The following is a 23,557-nucleotide window of genomic DNA, read 5'->3' on the forward strand; positions in this document are numbered from 1 at the left end:
GGGTGGGGGGTCGAGAAGGGGTACGGCGGATCAGCGGGCCAGCGCCGTGCGCAGGGCCTCGTGGATCAGCTCGCAGCCGTAACGGAGCACGTCGAGTTCCATGGTCAGCGCGGGCAGCAGCTTGAGGACGGCCTTGTCGCGGCCGGTCGACTCGACGATCAGGCCGCGCTCGAAGCACCAGGCCACCACGGAGTCCGCGGCCTGACGGCCGCCCGCGTGGGTCAGGTCGATGCCGATCGCGTGGCCCTCGCAGCGCACCTCGACGCCGGGCAGCGGGTGGTTCTCCCAGAAGGCGCGCAGCAGTTCGGCGCCGTCGCGGGCCTGGTCGAGGAAGGCCTGGCTCTGCCAGAGGTCGAGGGCGCCGCAGGCGGCGACGAACGCCAGCTGGTTGCCGCGGAAGGTGCCCGGGTGGTCGCCGGCCGCCCACGAGTCGAGGCCCTCGCGGATGAGGAGGATCGACATCGGCAGGCCGAGGCCGCCGATCGACTTGGAGACGGTGATGAGGTCGGGGACGACCCCGGCCTGCTCGAAGGAGAAGAAGCCGCCGGTCCGGCCGCAGCCGGCCTGGATCTCGTCGGCGATCAGCACGATGCCGTACCGGTCGCAGATGTCGCGCAGCTGCCGCAGGTCCGCGTCGGGGATGCGGTAGACGCCGCCCTCCATCTGCACGACTTCGAGGATCACGGCCGCGGGCACGTCGACGCCGGACAGGTCGTCGCCGAGGTACTGCTCCAGGAGGTCCATCGTCGGGAACGGGCCGCGCGGGCCGACCGGGAACGGCAGGTGGGTGACCTCGCCGAGGGGCGTACCGGCCACCTTGCGCAGCGACCGGTCGGCGGTCGCGGCGAGGCTGCCGCGGCTGACGCCGTGGTACGCGCCGGAGAACGCGATGACCTGGGACCGGCCGGTGTGCTTACGGGCCAGCTTCAGGGCCGCCTCGACGGCGTCGGTGCCGGTGCTGCCGCAGAACTGGACGCGGTGGTCCAGCCCGCGCGGCTCCAGGACCTCCCGGCCGAAGCGCTCCAGGAACTCGCGCTTGGCCGCCGTGTGGAAGTCGAGCGCGTGCAGCAGCCCGTCGCCCTCCAGGTGCGCGACGACCTGGCGCTTGATGTGGGCGTGGTTGTGGCCGTAGTTGAGGGCGCCGGCGCCGGAGAAGAAGTCGACGTACTCCGTGCCGTCCTCGGCGACCAGGGTGGTGCCGTGGGCCGAGCTGAGGAGGACGGGGAACGCCCGGCAGTACGAGCGGACAGCGGACTCGCGCGTCTCGAACACGGTGGTGGCGGTGGCGTCGCGCACCGTGGCGGGGATGGCTTCGCGCACCGTGGCGGGGGTGGTTTCGAGCACCTGGGTGGACGTCGTCAGATCTGCCAGGACCGTCATCGGGGGTCTCCTATCGGGAGGGGGGAGAGCGGGAGCGGGAGTACCTGCCCGACGGTGGCGGCAGGCGTACGGGCGACCGCGGCGAGCAGCGCGAGGTAGTCGTCGAGCAGCCGCCGGGCTTCGGTGTCGGCGACGCGGTCGCCGTAGTACGACAGGGCGATACGGGGTTCGGCGTCGTCGGTGATGTCCAGGCGGAGCGCGTACTCGGTCTGGTTGCGGGTGCCGTCGCTCTCGGTGCCGCGCTGGACGCTCGCGGACTGCTGGGCGCGCAGCCCCGAGGACACCGGGTAGTTGGCGACGACGACCACCGAGTCGAACAGCGGTCCTTCGCCCGACCCCATCCGCTGGAGGGTGCCGGTGGGGACCGAGGTGTGCTCGGCGCCCTCGACGCGGGCCAGCTGGAAGCGGTCGAAGAGGGAGGTCAGGGTGTCGTCCCGGTTCACCTCGACCCGGACGGGCAGGGCGGCGATGAACAGGCCGACCGCGCGCTCCAGGCCCTCGACGGCGCGGTCGCGGCCCGCCGAGACCACGCCGACGGTGACGTCCGGACGGTCGAGGCGCGAGGCGGCGAGCAGGGCCCAGCCCGCGCAGGCCAGGGTCGAGAAGGTGTGACCGTGCTCGGCCGCCCGCTCCCGCAGCGTCTCGGCGACCGCCGGGTCCAGCCTGCCCGCCGTACGGCTGAAGCGGGACGGACCGAGGCGGCCCGGCTCCGCGGCGAGGCGCGAGGGGAGCGCCCCGGCCAGCTGGTTCTGCCAGAAGGCGCGGTCCGCCTCGGGGTCGGCCTCCTCGGCTTCGAGTGCGGGGACCGGCGGGAGGCCGGCGTCGCGGCCTTCGAGGGCGGCGAGGTACAGCGCGAGGAGTTCGTCGAGCAGCACCAGGTTCGACCAGCCGTCGGCCACGAGGTAGCTCTGGATCTGGCCGAGCCACCAGGTGGACGGGCCGCGCACCAGCCACACCCGCCACAGGGGCGGCGCGGACACGTCGAAGGGCGTGGCGCGCTCGGCTTCGAGGAGGGCGATCAGCTCGTCGGCGACCGCGTCCGGCGCGTGGTCGCTCCAGTCGAGCACCTCGATCACCGGGTCGAGTCCGTCGGCGTCGGCGACGACGGGCGTCCAGGCGCCCGCGTCTCCGCTGCTCTCGGCGTCGCGCCGGAACCCCGTGCGCAGCACGGCATGCCGGTCGTTGAGCTGCCGCCAGGCCGTCCGGAAGCAGTCGGGGTCGATCTCGAAGGGCAGCTCCGTCGTGGACTGCATCTGGTAGAGGCCGGGCACCCAGGCGCTGTCGAGGACGTCGAGCATGTGCTGCTGCCCGGGCGTCACCACCGGCCCGGTGGACCGGGTCCGGCTCGCCCCCGCCGCCGGGGCCGAGGCGTCGCGGGTCGGGGCCGAGGCCTCCCGCTCGTCGATCGCCTTCGCGAGGGCCTCGACCGTCTGGTGGGCGAAGACCATGCGGGGCGTCATCTCGAGCCCGGCGCGGCGGGCGGCGCTCACCATGCGGATGACCGCGATCGAGTTGCCGCCGAGGGTGAAGAAGCCGATGTCGACGGGGACGTCGTCACGGCCGAGGGCCTCGCGCCACAGCTCCACCAGCGCCCGCTCGGTCCCGGTGCTCGCGGCGCGCCCCGTGAGGGCGGCGGCCGTGGGCGCCGGCAGCTCGCGCCGGTTGACCTTGCCGTTGTGGGTCAGCGGGAAGGACTCCATACGGACGAAGGAGGCGGGCACCATGTGCTGGGGGAGGCTCGCCGACAGCTGCCGCTTGAGCTCGGCGTCGTCGGGGACCTCACCGCCCGGGGGCGCCACCAGATAGGCCACGAGGGTCTTCGCGCCGTCGCGCGGGCCGTGCGCCGCGACCAGGCAGGAGCCGCCGCCGATGACCTCCCGCAGGGCGGCCTCGATCTCACCGGTCTCCACCCGGTAGCCGTTGATCTTGATCTGGAAGTCGATGCGGCCGAGCAGTTCGAGGTTGCCGTCGGGCATCCAGCGGGCGCGGTCGCCGGTGCGGTACAGCCGGGCCCCGGGGACCGTGCTGAACGGGTCGGGCACGAAGCGCTCGCCGGTCAGCCGGGCCCGGTTGTGGTAGCCCCAGCCGACACCGACGCCGCCGAGGTACAGCTCGCCGGGCACGCCCACGGGCAGCGGGGAGAGGCCCGCGTCGAGGACGTACGAGGTCTGGTTGGCCATCGGGACGCCGTACGGGATGCTGCGCTGCTCCGGCAGGACGTCACCGATCAGGTGGATCGTGGAGTCCATGGAGACCTCGGTGGCGCCGCCCATGCTGACGAGCTGCGCCGAGGGGATCAGCTGCGCGGCGCCCCGCTGCGGCAGTGCCAGCGGGATCCAGTCGCCGCCGAGCAGCACGAGCCGGATCGGCAGCCGCTCGCCGGCGCGGATCTCGCACTCCTCGACGAGGAGCCCGAAGAGCGCCGGTACCGAGTGCCACACGGTGACGGACTCGCGCTCGATCGTCTCGATCCAGCGGTGCGGCGAACGCTCGTCCTCCGGGGCAGGGAACACCACGGTCGCACCGGCCATGAGCGTGCCGAACACGTCGTACGCGCTCATGTCGAAGGCCAGCGCCGAGACGCCGAAGACCTTGTCACCGGGGCCGACGAGGAAGCGCCGGTTGAAGTCGGTGAAGTTGTTGACGCGGCCCCGGTGGTCGAGCAGGACGCCCTTGGGCAGTCCGGTCGAGCCCGAGGTGTAGATCAGGTACAGCAGGTCGTCCGGGCGGACGTCCCGCTCCGGCCGGGTCGCCGGGTGCGCGGCGGCGGAGGCGGGGTCGACGGCCGTGACGCCCTCCCCGGCGAGCCGGTCGTCGCGGGTGACGACCAGGCGGGCGCCGGAGTCCGCCAGCATCCACTGGAGGCGCTCGGCCGGGTAGCCGGGGTCGAGCGGGACGTATCCCGCGCCCGTCTTGGCGATGGCGAGCTGGGTGACGACCAGGTCGACGCCCCGCTCCAGGCAGACACCGACGCGTGCGTGGCGGCCGCAGCCCTCGGCGATGAGCAGATGGGCGAGCCGGTTGGCGCGGGCGTCGAGTTCGGCGTAGCTCACCGCCTCGTCGCCGCAGGTCACAGCGACGGCGTCCGGCTCCAGGTCCGTCCACTGCTCGAACAGGCCGTGGGCGGTGGCGTGGGCGGGGTACTCCTCGCCCGTACGGTTCCACTCGTCGACGACCAGCTCCCGCTCGGCCGGGGTGAGCAGGTCCGCGTTGTCGACGTGGACGTCCGGCGTCTCGCACAGGCCGGTGAGCAGCCGCCGGTAGTGGCCGAGGAGGCGTTCGGCGGCGGCGGTGTCGAGCACCGACTCGTCGAACTCCAGGGACACCATGACCTCGTCGTCCGTCACCGCGCAGGACAGGTCGAGGGGGAACTTGGCCGTGCCCGAGTGCAGATGGGTAGGGGTCAGGGACAGGTCGCGCAGCCGCATCTCGTGGCCGGGGCCGTTGTTGAAGACGAACATCGCCTCGAACAGCGGGCTCTCGGCCAGCGTGCGCTGCGGCGCGACCTTGTCGACGAGGACGTCGAAGGGGATCTGGTGCTCCTGCGCCCACAGCGACTCGCGGCTGATGCCGGCGAGGACGTCGCCGAGGCTGCCGCCCCCTGCGGACAGGTCGGCCACCACGGGGACGGTGTTCGCGAAGTAGCCGACCAGGCGCTCGGTCTGCCGGTTCCGGTTGGCCATGACCGTGCCGACGGCGAACCGGGAGGTGCCCGTGTACCGGTTGAGCAGCACCGCGAACGCCGTGAGCATCACGTTGAACACGGTCGTACGGTGTGCCTCGGCGGCGCGCTGGAGCTCGCGGCCGAACTGCCCGTCCCACTGGGAGCGGATGCGCCGGCCGGTACGGGCCGTGCCCCGGTCCCCGGTCGGGGAGAGGCCGAGCGGCTGGGCCCAGGCCAGCTGCTCACGCCACTGCGCGACCAGCCAGCCGTAGTCCTCGGGCTCCTGGGCCCGCTCGTGGGCGGCCGCGTCGGCGTAGTCGATGCCGAGCGCGGGCAGCCGGGGCGAGCGGCCCTCGCGGGCCGCGTCGTACAGCTCCGCGAGGTCCTCCAGGAGGACGCCCACCGACCAGGCGTCGGTCGCGATGTGGTGCACGACCAGGGCGAGGAGATGGTCGTCGGCGGCGATCCGGAAGAGGCGCCCGTGGATCACGGGGCCGTCCGTCAGGTCGATCGGCAGGGCCGCCTCGCGCTGCGCGGCGGCCACGGCGGCCTCCTCGTCGGCGGCCTCCTCGACCGGCAGCTCCATCGGCGCGGCCGGCAGGACGACCTGTTCGAGGCCGCCGTCCGGCAGCTGCCGGTAGACGGTGCGCAGGACGGGGTGCCGGTCGACGAGCCCGTCGAGCGCGGCCCGCAGCGCGGTGATGTCGAGGGCGCCGCGCAGCCGGACGCCGTAGGGAACGTTGTACAGCGGCCGGCCGTCCGCGAGGGACTCGGCGACCCACAGCTGCTCCTGGCCGCGGGAGAGCGGACCCGGCTTCGCGGGGTCGCGGCGGCGGATGGTGCGCGCCGCGGCCCGCTGCTTGCCGCGGGCCAGCAGCAGCGAGGCCATCAGCTCCCGCTTGGCCGCGGACAGGCTCTCGATGCTCTCCCGCTCGGTGGCGGCTTCCCGGATCATGCGTCCCTCTCCTCGCCGGCCGCGAGCAGCTCGCGGGCCTGGTCGTCGGTCACGCCGTCGAGCAGCACCTCGAGTTCGAGGAGCTCGGCCTCGCTCAGCCCGGCCAGCTGGAGTTCCTCCAGGGCCTGTGCGACACCGCGCACGGTGGGCTGCTCGAAGACCGTGCGCAACGGCAGTTCGATGTCCGTCCGGGCGGCCAGTTCGGCCACCAGACGGGTGGCGAGCAGCGAGTGGCCGCCCAGGGTGAAGAAGTCGTCGAGCGCGCCGACCGCCGGGGTGCCGAGGAGTTCCTCGAACACCGAGGCCACGAGCCGCTCGGTCGGTCCTGACAGTTCCTCGAAGCGCCGGCGGACCCGCTCGACGGTCACGTCGTCCCGCTGGAGCGCGGCCCGGTCGACCTTGCCGTTGGGGGTGCGGGGCAGCCGGTCGACGAAGACGTAACCGGTGGGGACCATGTAGCGCGGCAGGCGGGTGCCGACCGCGGCGGCCAGGACGGCCGGGTCCCGTTCGGCGGTGACCACGCAGGCGACCAGGGTCGGTTCGCCGTCGCAGTCGCGCAGGACGACCGCCGCCTCCCGTACGGAGGGCAGCTCGCACAGGGCCGTCTCGACCTCGCCGGCCTCGATGCGGAAGCCGCGGATCTTCAGCTGGTCGTCGAGCCGCCCGAGGAACTCGAGATGGCCGTCGGCGCCCAGCCTCACGCGGTCGCCGGTGCGGTACAGCCGGGCGCCGGGCTCCGCCGCGTACGGGTCGGGGACGAACCGTTCCGCCGTGGCCTTCGGGTCCCCGAGGTAGCCGCGGCCGACCGCCGGGCCGCCGATGGCGAGCTCGCCCGGCACGCCGAACGGCAGGCGCCGTCCCTGCGCGTCGAGGACGTAGGACGTCACTCCGGCGACGGGCGTGCCGAGCGGGACCGCGCGGTCGGTCGGCGGCGGGGTGGTCAGCACCGCGAGGTGGGTGTCGTCCGAGCACTCCGCCGGGCCGTACGCGTTGACCATCGGGATGCCGGGGAAGCGGCGCAGCCACTTTGCCGCGAGGTCCGGCGGCAGGGCCTCACCGGTGGCGATGAGATACCGCAGGCTCGCCAGGTCGCCGTCCTCCGCGCGGTCGAGCAGCGCCCTGATCATGCCGGGCACCAGCTGGAGCACGCTGACACCGCGCTCCCGGACGAGGGCGACCAGCGCCTCCGCGTCCCGGCTGGTGGCGTCGTCGCTGACCACGGTGGCCGCGCCGCGCGTCACCGCGACGAGCATCTGCCAGACCGAGATGTCGAACGACTGCGAGGCGGTCTGGGCGATGACGTCGCCCGAGGACAGCTCCAGGTCGTGGGCCATCAGCTCCAGGTGGTTGAGCAGTCCAGCCTGTTCGATCTCCACGCCCTTGGGCTCACCGGTCGTACCGGAGGTGAAGATGACGTACGAGCGCCGGGCCGGGTGCGTCCCGCTCAGGTCGAGCGGCCGGTCCGAGACGGAGTCGTCGAGGACGAGGTGGGTGCCGCGGGCGTCGGCGAGCAGGGCGGCGACACGAGCCGCCTGCTCGTCGTCGGTGAGGGCGACGACCTCGCCGAGCCGGTCGAGGACGGTGGCGATCCGCCGGTCCGGTACGGCAGGGCTGACCGGCACGTACGTCGCACCGGCCGCGTCGCAGGCGAGGGCGGCGGCGATGTGCCGGGCCGAGCGCCCGGCACACACCACGACGGCCGGCTCGGGGCCGGAGGCCGCCGTGGACAGCCGCTCGGCGAGCGCCGCGACCCGGTCCCGCAGTTCGCGGTACGTCCAGACGGTGTCGCCGTCGATGACGGCGGGGGCGTCCGGGGTGAGCCGCGCCCAGTGCGCGAGGGACTCGGTGGTGGTCATCGGCGTGAAGGCCGGCGGTCCGGCGCTCAGGGCGTCCTGCGCGGCGGCCTCGGCCTCCGGGCGGAGTTCCAGGTCGGCCACGGAGCGCTTCGGGGCGGCGGCGATGCTGCCGAGCAGGGCCTCGAAGTGGTCCAGGAGCGTCCGGCCGGTCTCCTCGTCGAAGAGGTCGGCGTTCAGCTCCAGGGTGGCGTGCAGGCCGTCCTTCTCCTCGGCCAGGTCCAGGCTGAGGTCGAACTTGGCGGTGCCGACGGGAGCGTGCAGCCGCTCCAGCCTGAGGTCGCCGAGGTCGATCTCCGAGTACGGCGCGTTGTGCAGGGTGAACATGACCTGGAACAGCGGGCTCGTGCTCATGTCCCGGCTCGGCTGGAGCGCGTCCACCACCCGGTCGAAGGGGACGTCCTGGTTGGCGTACGCGGCCAGGGTCGTGGACCGGACGCGGTCGAGCAGCTCGGTGAAGGACTCGTCCGCCCGGAGCGTGTTGCGGAAGACGATCGTGTTCACGAAGAACCCGACCACGTCCTCGATCTCGACCGAGCGGGTCCCCACCGGGGTGGCGACCGCGATGTCGGCGGCGCCGCTGTAGCGGTGCAGCTGGCAGTTGAACGCCGCGAGCAGCGTCATGAACAGGGTCGCGTTGTGCTCGCGGCCCACCTGCCGTACCCCGCCGACCAGTTCGGCGTCGAGGATCCGGCGTACCGTCAGGCCCCGGTTGGTCATCGCCGCCGGCCTCGGCCGCTGCGCCGGGAACTCCAGGAGCGGCGCCGGCTTCGCCAGCGTCTCGCACCAGAAGTCGAGCTGCGCCTGGTGGTCGCCGCCCTCGACGCGCTCGCGCTGCCAGCTCGACCAGTCGGCGTACTGCACGTCGAGCTCGGGCAGCGGGGAGGCCGTGCCCTGGCGGTGTGCCTGGTAGAGGGCCGCGAAGTCGCGGACCACGATCTGCAGGCCCCAGCCGTCGGCGACGACATGGTGCACGGCGAGGACGAAGACGTGGTCCTCGTCGGAGAGCCGGATCAGGGTCGCCTGTTCGAGGGGTGCCTCGGCCAGGTCGAAGCGGTGCCGCGCGGCCTCGTCGACGAGTTCCGGCCAGCGCCGCTCGGCGGTCTCCTCCGGCTCGCCGCTCAGGTCGACGACCGTGAGCGGCATGGTGACCGCGTCGGCGGGCTCGACGATCTGGCTCACCCGGCCGTCGTCCATGACGAGCCGGGTGCGGAGCACCTCGTGCCGGGCGACCAGCTCGTCGAGCGTCGCGGCCAGGGCGCCGGTGTCCAGCGGGCCGCGCATGCGTACGACCGTGGCGCTGTTGTAGGCGCCGGTGTCGCCCTCCAGCTGGTCCAGGAACCAGAGGCGTTCCTGGCCGTACGAGGCGGGCAGCGGACCGGTGCGGGGCAGGGCGACGACCGGTGCGGTCTCGCTGCCTCCGCCGGAGACGCCGTCGATGTGCGCGGCGAGGTCCCGTACGGTCTGCTTCTCGAACAGGGTGCGCAGCGCGATGTCGCAGCCGAACACCCGGCGGATCCGCGACACGACCTGGGTGGCCATGAGCGAGTGCCCGCCGAGGTTGAAGAAGTTGTCCTCGGGGCCCACCGTGGGCGCGCCGAGCACGTCCTGCCACAGGCCGGCCACCAGTTCCTCGGTGGGGGTCAGCGGCGCGCGCGGTCCGTCCTCGTGGCCGCCGGTCACCGAGGAGGGCTCGGGCAGCGCGGCGCGGTCGATCTTGCGGTTCGGGGTCAGCGGGAAGGCGTCGAGGGCGACGACGAACGCCGGGACCATGTAGTCCGGCAGCCGCTTGCGGACGAAGGCCTTCACGTCGTTGCCGACGGCCCTGGTGCCGGGCCTCGACACCACGTACGCGACCAGCGCGTTCTCTCCGCTCGCGTCGGCGCGGGCCACGACCAGGGCGTCCTGGACGTCCGGCGCGGCGCAGATCACGTGCTGCACCTCGTCCGTCTCGACGCGGTAGCCACGGATCTTGACCTGGGTGTCGGCGCGGCCCAGCGGGGTGACGGAGCCGTCGGGGAGATGACGGCCGAGGTCGCCGGTGCGGTACATGCGGTCGGCGTCGGAGTCGCCGAACGGGCTGCGCACGAACTTGGCGGCGGTGAGCACCTCGTCGTGGGCGTACCCCAGCGAGATGTGCGGGGAGCGGATGACGATCTCTCCCGGCTCCCCCACGCCGGCCTGCCGCCCCGCCTCGTTCAGTACGAGGAGCTGGACGTCCTTCATGCCGCGACCGAGCGGGTACGTGACACCCGGGTCGGTGTCGGCGACGCCGTGGGCCGCGGGCACCACGTAGTAGCCGACCGCGCGCTGCGTCTCGGTCGAGCCGTACAGGTTGACGCAGGTCGCCGAGCCCGCCATGCGGGTGATGGCCCGCACGTCACGGCTGGTCAGCGTGTCGCCGAGGAAGAAGACCCGCTCCAGGAGCGGCAGGGTGCCCGGCGCGACCGACAGCTGGTCGAACAGCCTCGCCATCGGGGGCGTCATGTGGCTGACCGACACCTGCGCGGTACGGAACCACTGCGCGAGCCGGCCCGGGGTCTCGACGTCGAGCCGGTCGGGCACGCAGATCGTGGCGCCCGTGACCAGCGGCGTGAACACCTCGCGGTGCAGCGGGTCGTGGCTGATGCCGGAGAGCAGGCTGTAGCGGTCGGTCTCGCGGAGCCCGAAGGTCTCCACCATCCACGGCACGAAGTGGGTGAGGGAGCCGTGCGCGCCCCGGATGCCCTTCGGCTTGCCGGTGGAACCCGAGGTGAACGCGATGTACGCGCAGTCCCCCGGCCCGACCTCGACCGCCTCGGCCGGCTCCGCGCCCTGCGGCACCAGGTGCCGGGCGTCCGCCAGCCTCGACGGCAGCTCGAAGCGGCAGCGCAGCGACGCCGCCTGGAGCGCGGTGTCCACGGCGAGCGGTACGGCTCCGGCGCCCTCCAGCTGGAGGAAGGCGCTCGGGCGGGCCACCGCGAGACAGTCGGCGATGCGGTCCGCCGGATAGCTCGGGTCGAGGATGGCGAACGAGGCACCGGCGCGCAGCACGGACAGGATCGCCCAGACCAGCGAGGCACTGCGCTCGCCGTAGATGGCGACCACGTCGCCCTTGGCGACGCCCTGCTGGTTCAGCAGGCCCGACATGGCGGCCGTCGCCCAGGACAGCTCCCCGTAGGTGAGCTCCTGGCCCGGTTCGGTGATCGCGATCCGCCCCGGTTCACGGGCGGCCCGCCGCTCGAACTGCTCGACCACCGACCCGTACCAGGTGGTGTCCAGCGGTGCGGCCGGGTCGGGCAGCGCGCGGCGCGCGAGCGGGGTGTCGAGCCGCAGCGCGGCGACGGGGCTGCCGCTGTCGGCGACGGCCTGCTCGATGACCCTGATCCACTGGGCGAGCAGCTCGTCCACGGTGGCCCGGTCGAAGCGGTCGGCGGCGTACATCAGGTCGAGCGAGAGACCCGGCTGCCCGGGGTCGACGTAGAAGGTCAGGTCGAACTTCGCGCCCAGGTCGGGGACGGCGAAGGTGTCGACGGTGAGGCCCGGCAGGTCGCCCTGGTGCGGCGGGATGTTGAGCAGGTTCAGGTAGACCTGGAAGAGCGGGGTGGTGTTCAGGTCGCGCTCGGGGGCGAGCCTGCCGACCAGCGTCTCGAACGGCACGTCCTGGTGCTCGTACGCGTCTAGGGTGCTGGTGCGGACCCGCTGGAGCAGCTCGTCGAAGGTCGGGTCGCCCGACAGGTCGGCGCGCAGCACGAGCGAGTTGATGAAGAAGCCGATCAGGTCCTCCACCTCGCGGTGCCCGCGGCCCGCGATGGGCACGCCGATTGCGAAGTCACGCTGGCCCGCGAGCCGCCCGAGGGTCAGCTGGAGGGTCGCCGCGAGCACCATGAACAGGGTCGCCCCGGACTCGGCGGCGAGCCGCTCCATCGCCTCCCGCAGCTCCGGCGTGACGGTCGCCCGGGTCCGGTGGCCCCGGCCCTCGTCGGCGACGGGGTCGGAGGCGCCGCGCGAGACCGGCAGGCTGAGCGAGGGCAGCGCGTCGAGCTGCTCGCACCAGTACGCGACGGAGGCGTCGAGCGCGCCGGAGTCGAGCTGGTGGCGCTGCCAGCGGGAGAACTGCTCGTAGGTGACCTGGAGCGGAGGCAGCGGGGAGGACGGCTCGTGGCCGGTCTCCTCGGCGTAGAAGTGGGTCAGATCCCGCTTGAGGATCTCCATCGACCAGCCGTCGCCCACGATGTGGTGCAGGGTCAGGACGAGGACCGCGTCGTCGTGGCCGAGCTGGAGCAGCCGGACCCGCAGCAGCGGGCCGCCCGCCAGGTCCATCGGCTCCGCCGCCTCGCGTTCCACCAGGGCGCGGGCCTCGGAGGCGCGCTCCTCGGCGGTCGCGCCGGTCAGCTCGGTGCGCGTCAGGGTGACGTCGGCGCTGTCCAGGACGGCCTGCGTCAGCTCGCCCTCCTGGTGGGCGACGACCGTGCGGAGCGTGCTGTGCCGGTCCACCAGGCGGGTGACGGCCCGCTGGAGGGCGGCCTCGTCGAGTGCGCCGGTGAGCCGGATCGCGCCGGCCAGGTGGTAGCGGCCGGTGGAGGTGTTGCCGGTGCGGCCGGTCGCGCGGGAGCCGTTCTCGACGGAGCCGGTCTCTCCGGAGCCGTTCTCGATCTCCTCAAGCAGCCAGAGGCGTTCCTGCATCACCGACAGGGGTGCGTCCGCACCGCCTGCGGCGTGGGTGGCGATCCCGCCGGAGGTGTCCCGGACGGCCGCGGCGTCGCACAGCGCGGCGTACTCCCGGAGCACGGGCGCCTCGAACAGGGCCCGCAGCGGGACCTCCCGGCCCAGCTCCTCGGCCACCTGCGAGGTGATCACGGTCGCGAGCAGGGAGTGACCGCCGATGGTGAAGAAGTCGTCACCCGCGCCGACCATGTCGACGTCCAGGACCTGGGCCCAGACCCGGCCGACGGTCCGCTCGGTCTCCGTCTCCAGGGCGGCGAACTCGGCGAGCGCGAAGTCGGCACGGCCCGGACGCCCGAGGCGGCTCGGGTCGATCTTGCCGCCGGGCAGCCGGGGCAGTTCCCCCCGGACCACGAACGCGGCCGGGACCATGTGCGGCGGCAGCTCGGCCGCGCACAGCTTCGCCAGTGCCGGCGGGGTCAGCTCCGTCTCGTCGGACTCGACATGGGCGGACTCGACATGGGCTACGAGCACCCCGTCGAGGCCCCGCACCACGGCCCGCGTCACACCGGGGAGGGCGAGGAGCACCGACTCGATCTCGGCCGGCTCGATCCGGTAGCCGCGCAGCTTGATCTGGCTGTCGCGACGGCCGCAGTAGTCCAGGGTCCCGTCGGCGCGCAGCCGGACGAGGTCGCCCGTGCGGTACATCCGGGCGCCGGGAGCGGCGGAGAACGGGTCGGGCAGGAAGTGCCCCGCGGTCAGTCCCGGCCTGCCGTGGTAGCCGAGGGCCAGGCCCGCGCCGCCGACGTACAGCTCGCCGACCGCGCCTGCGACGACCGGCCGCAGCTCCGCGTCCAGGACGTACGCCGTCCCGCCCGGCAGCACCGCGCCCAGCGAGGCGGGACGCCCCGGGACGCACTCGGCGGCCGTGATGACGACGGTGCACTCGGTGGGGCCGTACGCGTTGACGAAGCGCCGTCCCGGCTGCCACCGCTCGACCAGCTCGGCGCGGCAGGCCTCGCCGCCCGACACCAGGGTCCTGAGCTCCGGCAGTTCACGGCCGGGCAGGGACGCGATCACCGAAGGCGGCAGCAGGCACACGCTGATCGCGCGCTCGGCGAGGACGTCGGCGAGCGCCTCACCGACGAGGGCGTGTTCACGGCCGGCGACGCACAGGGTGCCGCCCGCGGCGAGCGTGGAGAAGATCTCCCAGACGGAGGCGTCGAAGCTCAGGCTCGCGAACTGGAGCATGCGGGCGTCGGCGTCGATCCCGAAGACACCCGCCTGGTACGCCGTGAGGTGGGCGAGCGCACGGTGGGAGACGAGCACACCCTTGGGGCGGCCGGTGGAGCCCGAGGTGTAGAGGAGGTACGCGGGCGCGTCCGGATCGGCCTGCGGCAGCGCCGCAGCTTCGGCGGGGGCGTCCGCGTCGGCCTGCGGCAGCGCCGAGTCCTCCGCGTCGGTTGCCTCGCGCAGGGCCTCCTCGACGAGGTCGCGGGTCACCAGACCGCGCGCCCCCGAGTCGGCCAGCATGAACTCCTTGCGCTCCGCCGGGTAGGCGGGGTCGATCGGCAGGTACGCCGCTCCGCAGCGCTGCGCCGCCAGGACGGCGACGACGGCCTCGACGGACGGCTCGACCGACACGGCGACGACGTCCCCGGGGCGCACGGCGAACCGCCGCGCGATCACCCCGGCGACCCGGTCCACCCGGGCGCGCAGCTCGCCGTAGGACAGCGCGCTGTCGGGGCCCTCGAGGGCGATCGCGTCGGCGCGGCTGTCCGCGACCCGCTCGAACCGCGCCCAGAAGGTGTCGGGCCGCTCCTCGGCGCCCGCGGGGGACGGCCAGCGGTCCAGGGACGCCGCCGCGGAGGGGGTCTCGACGCGCTCGTCCGGCCGCTGCGCCATCGCGCGGGCCGTCTCGCCGAAGAGCCGGGCGATGAGCTGAGCCGTCTCGGGCCCGAACAGGTCCGAGTTGAACTCCAGCCAGCCCGTCAGCGGACCGCCGTCGTCAGTGATCTCGAAGGCCAGGTCGGTCTTGGCGGTGCCGGTGTACAGCGGCGCCGTCTCGACCCGCAGGCCGGGCAGGGCCGGCGTGGGCAGCGCGCCGTTGCGGACGTCGAGGATCGCCTGGAAGAGCGGGCTGCGGCTCGGGTCGCGGTCCTGTCCTGTCGCCTCCACGATCGCGGAGAAGGGGACCCACTTGTGCGGCAGCGTCTCCAGGGTGGTGGCCCTGGCGCGGTCGACGAGGTCGCGGCCGGTGGCGGCGCCCGGCACCTCGAAGCAGAGCGGCACGGTGTTCACGAAGAAGCCGACGACGTCGTCGTACGCGCCGTCGCCCGTGCGGTTGGCGTCGGGTACGCCGATGACCACCCGCTCCTGCCCGGTCAGCCGGGACAGGGTGGAGGACATGCACGCGGCGAGCGTCATGAAGACGGTCGCCCGCTGGTCCCTGGCGAGGGAGCGCAGCAGGTCCGAGTCGGCCTGGCCCAGCGTCAGCGGCACCCGCGAGCCGTCGAAGGTCTGCACGGCCGGGCGGGGCCGGTCGAAGGGCAGGTCGAGGGCGAGCGGCGCACCGCCGAGGTGTCCGGTCCAGAACTCCAGGCCGCGCCGGCCCTCGGCCGACTCGAGACGGACGGTCTCGTCGACCGCCCACCGGGCGTACTCGTGGACGACCGCGGGCGGTTCGCCGTGACCGGCGACGCCCGAGCCGTGCGCGTACAGCTCGGCCAGCTCCCCGGCGATGATCTCCATGGAGCGGCCGTCGGAGACGATGTGGTGGAAGGCCAGGAGCAGCGCGTGCTCGTCGGGCCCGAACTCCACCAGGGCGGCGCGCATCAGCGGCGGCTCGTCCAGCCGGAAGAGCTGCCGGGTGTGGTCGACGGCGAGTCCGGCCAGCTCCGCCTCGCGCTGTGCGGGCGTGGTCGCGGTCCGGTCGATGACCTCGAAGGGGCAGGTGAGGCCGGTGTGCACGAAGGGTACGGGCCGGCCGCCCTCGTCCTTGAAGCCGGTACGCAGCGCGGGGTGCCGCTCGACGATCGCGTCGAGCGCGCCGCGCAGGACGGCCGCGTCGAGCTCCCCGTACAGCCGGAGCACGCCGGGCACGACGTAGGCGCGGGAGCCGGGGGCGAACTTCTCCAGGAACCACAGCCGGCGCTGTCCCAGCGAGAGGGCGGGCTCGGCGACGGCGGGCGGGGTCTCCCGCGGGACCACGGCGTCTTCCGTGGCTGCCGCGAGTTCCGCGATCCGCGCCGCCTGGGCCCGTACGGTCACGGACTCGAAGAACATCCGCAGCGGCGGCTGGACGCCGAACTCCTTGCGTACCCGGGTGTTGAGGTCCGCCGCGCGCAGCGAGTGGCCGCCGAGCGCGAAGAAGTCCTCGTCGGGACCGACCCCGGCGACTTCGAGCACCTCGCACCAGATCGCCGCGAGCCTGCTCTCCAGGGGCGACATGTCCGCGGCCCCGGCCGATCGGGACGCGTCGAGGGCGAGTTCGCGCAGTGCGTGCGCGTCCACCTTGCCGTTGGAGGTGAGCGGGATCGCGTCCAGGACGAGGAGCCGGCTCGGGACCATGTAGCTGGGCAGCTCGCGGTTCAGCCAGGCGCGCAGTCCTTCGACGCCGACGCCCTCGCCGGTGACGGCGGCGATCAGCTCCGTCTCGCCCGTGCCCCGGGAGGCGACGACGGCCGCCTCCGCGACCTCGGGGTGACGCCGCAGCGCCACGTCGACCTCACCGAGCTCGATGCGGTAGCCGCGTACCTTCACCTGCTGGTCGGCGCGGCCGACGTAGCGCAGCTCGCCGTCGGCGGACCGGCGGACCAGGTCTCCGGTGGCGTACAGGCGCCGGCCCGGCTCGGTCGCGAACGGGTCGGGGACGAACCGCTCGGCGGTCTTGCGGGGTGCCGACGCGTAGCCGCGTCCGACGCCCACGCCGCCGATGTACGCCTCGCCGACGACGCCGTCCGCGACGGGCCGCAGCCCTGCGTCGAGGACGTGGATGACCGCGTCGGTCATGTCGGCGCCGATGGAGACGTCGCGGGCGCGGGAGACCTGGCCCGACTCCGGGCCGAGGTGGGCGACGGTCGAGCACACCGTGGTCTCGGTGGTGCCCCAGCGGTTGTAGAGCTCGACGTGGCCGCGGTCGGCCGCGAACCACCGGGCGAGCTTGTCGGGGTGCGCGGCCTCGCCGCCGATGAGGATCGAGCGGAGCGCCGGCGGGACCTGCGCGCCGGCGTCGAGGGCGGTGACGAGGACGTGGAAGAAGGCCGTGGGGATGTCGAGGAGGGTGAGCCGCTGCTCCTCGCACCAGGCCCAGAACCGCTCCGGCGAGCCGAGGACGGACTCGTCGCGCAGCACCAGGGTCGCGCCCCGGGTCCAGGCGGAGAAGATCTCCTCCAGGCAGGGGTCGAAGGTGAGCGGCGCGAACTGGAGCACCCGGTCGCCCTCCTCGACGTCGAAGGCGTCGAGGAAGGACAGCAGGTAGCTGACCAGCGACCGGTGTTCGATCTGCACGCCCTTGGGGCGTCCGGTCGAGCCGGAGGTGAAGATGACGTACGCCAGGGTGTCGCCGGTGGCGACGAGCGCGGGGCGGTCCTCGGGGAGGTCCGCGCCGGACTCCTCGTCGACGCGGGTCGCGGCGCCCAGGGAGCCGGCGAGGTCCGCGGTCGCGCCGTGGCAGAGGATCCGCGCGCAGCGCGCGTCGCCGACCATGTCGGCGAGACGGTTCTGCGGCAGCGTCGGGTCCAGGGGCACGAACGCGGCCCCGGACTTCATCACCGCCAGCATCGCGACGATCAGCTCGGTGGAGCGCTCCAGGCAGAGACCGACGGTGTCCTCGGGGCCGAGGCCGTCCTGCCGGAGGCGGTGCGCGAGGCGGTTCGCCGCGCGTTCCACCTGGGCGTACGTCAGCTCCACCGGCCCGGCCGTGAGCGCGACCGCGTCGGGGGTGCGGTCGGCGGTCGCCTCGAACAGCTCGTGCACGGAGGTGACGCCCGGCAGGGTGCGGGCGGGGACGTCGGCGCGGCCGAGGGACTCGGTCGCGCCGGTGAGGCGCAGCGCCGAGACCGGCGAGTCGCCGTGGCTGACGAGCTGCCCGAGCAGTTCGAGGAACTGCTGTCCCAGCTGTTCGGCGAGGGCCTCGTCGAAGCGGTCCGCGCGGACCAGCATGTGCGCGAGGAGGCCGCCGTCGGCGGGCACGGCGTGCAGGGTGATGTCGAACTGGGTGGCCAGCTCACCCGCCGGGAACGGCGCGAGGGTGAGGTCGCCGAGGACCGCGCTGTCACGGCCCGCGCCGAAGAGCACCGAGGTGACGTCGTCGGCGATCGCGTTGTGCGGGCGCTCGAAGACGACCGCCGTGTTGATCGCGACCGAGGTGTTGCCGCGGGCGCGCAGCAGCTCGACGAGCCGGCTGACCGGGAAGTGCTGGTGGCCGAGGGACTGGCGCAGCTGCTGCCCGGTGCTGCGGATCAGCTCGGTGACGGTGGCGTGGGCGCCGGGCTCGGCGCGTACCGGAATGGTGTTGACGAAGTAGCCGAGGGTGTTGCGGAAACGTGCCTGCGGACGGCCGGCGGTGGTGGCGCCGACGACGAAGTCACGCGAGCCGCTGTGCGCGGCCACGAGGACCTCGAACGCCGCCATCAGGACCGAGAACACCGTCGTGCCGCTGTCGCCCGCGACCCGTTCGAGGTCGGCGAGCAGCTCGGCGCCCACGGTCACCCGGTGGCTCGCGATGCCCTTCTCCGGCTGCGGACGCTCCCGTACCGGAAGGGTCGGCGCCTGGACGTCACCGGCGAGCAGGTCGAGCCAGTAGCGCTCGTCGGCCCCCCACTGCGGGGAGCGCTCGTAGTCCTGCTGCCAGCGGACGAACTCCTCGTAGCCGACGGCCGCCGGAAGCTCGGGCGTGCGCTCGTGCAGCAGGTCGCCGTAGACGGTCGTCAGCTCGTCGAGCAGGGTCACCACCGACCAGAAGTCCGTGATGGCGTGGTGCTGCGCGAGGACCAAAACCGGTGCGCCGCAGCCGGTGAACAGCTTCGCGCGGGCGACGTCGCCGCTCTCGATGTCGAAGGGGGCGAGGGCGCACGCGTCGACCCGGGCCCGGAGCGCCGGCTCCGCCTCGCCCGTCAGGTCGACGACGTCGAGCTCGAACGGGACGGCCGGGTCGATCAGCTGCGTACGCCGGCTGCCGTCGGTGGTGAAGCGGGCGGTCAGGACGGGGTGGCGGGCGCCGATGTGGCGTACGGCCGCGGACAGCACACCGGCGTCGACCGGCTCGTGCAGCCGGACGGCCACCGACACGTTCTGCAGGCAGTCCGGGCCTTCGAGGTCGCGCATGAACAGCAGCGACTGCTGACCGGCCGACAGCGGTACGGCCCCGCCGCGCCGGCCGGGCTCCTGCCGCACCCGTGTCTCGGGGGCGGTGTGGGCCCGCTCCTCGATGGCCGTGGCCACCTCGCGCAGGCTCGTCGGCTGGAGCAGCAGGCCCGGGTCGGTGACGACACCGAGCTGCTCCTCGATCCGGAAGGCGAGGTCGACCGCCGCGAGGGAGTCGAGGTCGAGCTCGGCGACCATGGTGGCGGGCGCGTCGCCCTCACCCCGCCCGACCAGGCTCAGCGCGCGCTCGATGGCGTCGACGCGCTGCTCACGGGGGAGCGCGAGGAGTTCGGCGCGCGCCGGGAGGGTGAGCTGCCGCTTCTCGCCGCGGGCGGGGGCGGCGGCGGGGCGGCGGTGCAGCTCGCCCTCGACCTGACCGGCGGTGTACGCCGTCCGGCCGGCCAGGCGCTGGATCTTGCCGCTCGAGGTCTTCGCGAGGCTGCGGGCGCCGAGCAGGACCACGTCGAACAGGGCGATGCCGTGCTCGTGCTGGACGGCGGCGGCGATCGCGTCGGCGATCCGGGGCAGTTCCTCGTCGGGGGTGCCGACGGCGACCTCGTGGAGGATCACGCACTCCTCGCCGTCCCCGGTCTCCACCGAGAACGCCGCGCCACAGCCGGGGCGGGCCCAGGAGGACGCCGCCACGGCGGTCTCCTCCAGGTCGTGCGCGTAGAGGTTGCGGCCGCGGACGACCATCATCTCCTTGAGGCGGCCGGTGACGTGGATCTGGCCGTCCAGGACGAAACCGAGGTCGCCGGTGCGCAGGTACGGCTTCGGGTCGTCGGCGAGCAGGGCGCCGAACGCCGCCTCGGTCGCGGCCTCGTCCTCCCAGTAGCCGGCGGCGACGGAGGTGCCGCGCACCCACAGTTCGCCCACCGCTCCGGGCGCGACGCGCGCGCCGGACTCCGGTTCGACGACGGCGAGTTCGTGCCCCTCGGCCACGAGACCGGAGGAGATCAGGGGGTCGCCGTCCGCACGCACCTCGGCGCGGCCCTGCTCCAGGGCCGCGCGGTCGAGACGGGTGGTGTGGGCGCCGTTGCCACGGCCGCTGCCGGCCACGAACAGGGTGGCCTCGGCGAGCCCGTAACAGGGCAGCAGCGCGGACCGGTCGAAACCGCTGGGGGCGAACGCCTCGGCGAAGCGCTCAAGGGTGCGGTGACGCACCGGCTCGGCGCCGCAGAACGCGACCCGCCAGGACGACAGGTCGAGGGCCTCGCGCTCGGCGGGCGTGCTCTTGTTGACGCAGAGGTCGAAGGCGAAGTTCGGGCCGCCGCTGACGGTCGCGCCGCGGGAGGAGATGGCCTCCAGCCAGCGCATGGGCCGGCGCATGAACTCCAGCGGCGACATCAGGACGTTGGACAGACCGGAGAGCATCGGCTGGAGCACACCGCCGAGCAGACCCATGTCGTGGTAGAAGGGCAGCCACGAGGCGACGACGTCGCCCTCGCCGATGCCGAAACCGGCGGCGATCGCGGAGCCGTTGGACAGCAGGTTCCCGTGCGTCACCACGACACCGCGCGGGGTGCCGGTGGAGCCGGACGTGTACTGGAGCAGGGCGACCGAGTCGGGCCTCAGGTCCGGGCGGCGCCAGTCGTCGGCGCCCTCCAGCATCGCGTCCTCGGTGACCACCCACGGCAGCCGGGCCACCTCGGGCGCCTGCTGCTCGAACAGCTCGTGGGTGAAGGCCTGTACGAGGCTGTCGGAGAGGACGATCTCGGCGCGGGAGCTGCGGACGACCGCGCGAAGGCGGGGCAGCGTACGGGCGATCCGCATCGGGTCCGGCGGGTAGACGGGGACCGCGACCATGCCGGCGTACAGCGTGGCCACGAAGCCCACGACGAAGTGCTCGCCCGGCGGATAAAGCAGCATGACCCGCGCACCGGGTTTCGCCCGCTCCAGGAGCGAGACGGCTATCGCCCGCGCACGCCTGTCGATCTCGAGCATGCTGAGCTCGGTGTCGACACCGCCGGCGTCGGCGAGGAACTCGTAGCTCAGGGCGGCACCGCGCTCGGAGACATTGCGGCGGATGACATCAACGACAGAGTTGTTTGCGTACATAGACCGTTCTCGCATCGGCGTGGAGTTCTGGAGCCCGGACGGGTGGGGCGGGCCTGGGGGTCCGCCCGAGGGCGCACCGCGGGGGCGGGCCGGCGTGATGGGGGTGCCGGCCCGCCGGGGAATCGCGGTCAGTAGCCGGCGACGGGCCGGCGGTGGCAGAGGGAGCGGATCCGCTCCTGGACGCGCGCCTGGAGCGCGGGGTCGAGCGCGTACGTGGTGTTCGCCGTGTTCTCCGTGGCGGTCAGCACCTCGTGGACGAGGCCCGCGACCTCCGCGACGTCGGCGAGCTCGAACCCGCGCGCCGCCATGCTGTTGCTGCCGAACCGCACGCCCGAGGTCACCATGGCCGAGTGCGCGTCACCGACGATCCGGTTCTTGTTGACGAGGATGCCGCACTGCTCCAGCGCCTTCTCGGCGTTGACGCCCGTGACGCCGTACGACGTGAGGACGTCGGCCACGACGATGTGGTTGTCGGTGCCGCCGGAGATGACCCGCACACCACGGCCCACGAGCTGCTCGGCGAGCGCGGCCGCGAGGTCGCGCACCCGGTGGATCCTGGCGGTGAACTCCGGCGTGGTCGCCGCCCCGAGCGCGTAGGCCTTGGCGGCGATGCTGTTCACCACCGGCGCGCCCTGGATCAGCGGGAAGAGCCCGCTCTGCAGGGTCTGCCGGAGCGTACGGCCGGTGGGGAGCACGGTGTCGGCGGAGTCGCCGAGCAGGATCAGACCGCCGCGCGGGCCGTAGAGCTGCTTGTGCGTGCAGGTGGTCACCACATGGGCGTGGGCCAGCGGCGACGGGTGCAGCCCGGCCACCACGAGACCGGCGATGTGGGTGATGTCGGCGAGCAGGTACGCGCCCACCTCGTCGGCGATGGCGCGGAACGCGGCCCAGTCGAGCGTACGGGGGTACGCCGTGGTGCCCGCGACGATCAGGCGCGGCCGGTGCAGCAGGGCCTGGGCCCGGACCTCCGCGTAGTCGATGAGGCCGTCGGCCCCGAGGCCGTAGCTGTGCGCGTCGAAGATCCGGCCCGAGATGTTGACCGAGGCGCCGTGGCTGAGGTGGCCGCCCGCGTCCAGGTCGAGGCCCAGGATCGGGTCGCCGGGCTTCAGGAGCGCGTTCATGACGACCTGGTTGGCGGTGCTCGCCGAGTGGGGCTGGACGTTGGCGTAGCGGGCGCCGAAGGCCTGCTTGGCGCGCTCGACCGCGAGCCGCTCGACCTTGTCGACGTTCACACAGCCGGCGTGGAACCTCCGGCCCGGGTACCCCTCGGCCGTGACGTTGGCGAAGAAGCTGCCCTCGGCGAGCAGCGCCGCGGGCGTCACCGGGCTGCACGAGGCGACCAGGGCGAGGGTCTCGTGCTGCCGGCGGAGCTCGTCGTCCATGAGCCCGTAGAGCGCGGGGTCGCCGAGCTCCATGGCGTGCAGGGCGTTTTCGTAGAAGGACGACAGCGGGGCGGTCGGACCGGTGAGCGTGGGCAGACCGACGGCGTGGGTCATGGAGTCGCATCCAAACTGTGAGAGCGGCGGTCGACGGGCGACGGGCGGAGGAGAGCGGAGGCGGTACGGGGGGCGCGCGGCGGTGGAGTGGGCGCGGGCGGGGGCCGGGCGATCAGAAGTTCGGCGTCGAGAGCATCGCCGCGACCTTGCGGTCGGGGTCCTCGAAGCCGCGCCGGCCGTGCATCACGCGCTTGTTGTCGATCATGACGATGTCGCCGGCCTGCCACTGGAGGTCGACCCGCACCTGCTCGGTGGCGTCGAGCGCGTCCCAGCGGACGTGCTGCGGGATGGAGGATCCGTCCTCGAAGGAGACGATCGCGCCCGAGCCCAGGTAGCTGTTGCACAACGTGGGCGCGTCCACGTAGGGCGCCTGCGGGACCGCGGAGACGGTCCACTTCCAGTTGAGGTTCCCGGCGTCGTCGAAGTCGTACTCGAAGTCGTCGAACGTGGCGAACAGCGCCTCGAGCTCGGCGCGGTCGGCCGTACCGAACACGCGCTCCTGGTGCTCCGGGGCGGTCGGGAACGGCAGGCGCCAGGTCAGCCGCAGCTTGTCGAACAGGTCGCGGGTCTCGGTGGCGAGCCGCTTGTACGCCTCGACGCCGTCGTAGACGGTCGTCTCACCGTCCTCGTCGGCCGGCCGCACGCAGTAGAACCACTGGAGGCCCGGGTGCAGCGGGCAGTAGCTCATCTCGGAGTGCGCCGGAATGGGATTCCGGTGCGCGTCCACGAGGAGGACGGCGCCGTCGTCGGAAATCGTCTCGCGGTTGGGGTTCTGGTGGAAGAAAAGCTTCGACGAGAACTTCTGGACGAGGGCGCGGAAATCGTCGGCGCCGGCCCCGAACCCGCGGAACATCAGCGTGCCGTGCTGCTTGAAGAGTTCGGCTATCTCGGAGTGCGGGAGTTCGGCGAGGGGAAGATCCGCACTCTCGATCACCAGACCGTGGTGATCGGAAAGGGGAGACGTTTTGAAGGGGGTTACAGCCATGAGAATTCCTAGTGAGGAGTGGCCCTGACTTTCGATCACGACGGTGACGTTAGAGGGGCGCCGAGAGGGTGGGCAATATCGGATCCCTGGACGGATCCGGTCAATGCCGGGGGCGTGCAATTCCGTCCAAGGGGTGGACAGTGCGTTGTCTTGTTC

The 23,557-nt window shown here is 73.3% G+C and carries 5 protein-coding genes; all 5 read right to left on the reverse strand.

The annotated features are described in order from the left end of the window. Nucleotides 1-30: 30 nt before the first annotated feature. The 5 genes from ACIRB7_RS29050 to ACIRB7_RS29070 all read right to left on the reverse strand — a co-directional run bounded on the left by ACIRB7_RS29050 (nucleotide 31) and on the right by ACIRB7_RS29070 (nucleotide 23,350). Entirely contained in the window at nucleotides 31-1,380 is a 1,350-nt protein-coding gene (locus ACIRB7_RS29050; protein WP_403604209.1) for a diaminobutyrate--2-oxoglutarate transaminase, read from the reverse strand. Continuing rightward, the gene (locus tag ACIRB7_RS29055; protein ID WP_403604212.1) at nucleotides 1,377-5,999 is read right to left on the reverse strand and encodes an amino acid adenylation domain-containing protein; all 4,623 of its coding nucleotides are present in this window, start codon (nucleotides 5,997-5,999) and stop codon (nucleotides 1,377-1,379) included. Before ACIRB7_RS29055 ends, ACIRB7_RS29050 begins: the two co-directional genes overlap by 4 nt. After that, nucleotides 5,996-20,920: an amino acid adenylation domain-containing protein gene (locus ACIRB7_RS29060; RefSeq protein ID WP_403604215.1), complete on the reverse strand. Its 14,925-nt coding sequence runs from the start codon at nucleotides 20,918-20,920 to the stop codon at nucleotides 5,996-5,998. The genes ACIRB7_RS29055 and ACIRB7_RS29060 overlap by 4 nt, the downstream gene beginning before the upstream one ends. 128 nt (nucleotides 20,921-21,048) lie before the next feature. After that, nucleotides 21,049-22,416 carry a serine hydroxymethyltransferase gene (gene glyA, locus ACIRB7_RS29065; RefSeq protein WP_403604218.1) on the reverse strand — a complete coding sequence of 456 codons (1,368 nt, stop codon included), beginning with the start codon at nucleotides 22,414-22,416 and terminating at the stop codon, nucleotides 21,049-21,051. A 112-nt stretch (nucleotides 22,417-22,528) separates the two neighbouring features. Then, on the reverse strand, nucleotides 22,529-23,350 hold the full coding sequence (locus ACIRB7_RS29070) for a TauD/TfdA family dioxygenase (RefSeq protein WP_403604221.1): 822 nt from the start codon (nucleotides 23,348-23,350) through the stop codon (nucleotides 22,529-22,531). Nucleotides 23,351-23,557: the final 207 nt, after the last annotated feature.

The organism is Streptomyces sp. NPDC093795 (genome assembly GCF_044764665.1).
In the GTDB taxonomy this organism is placed as follows: Bacteria; Actinomycetota; Actinomycetes; order Streptomycetales; family Streptomycetaceae; genus Streptomyces.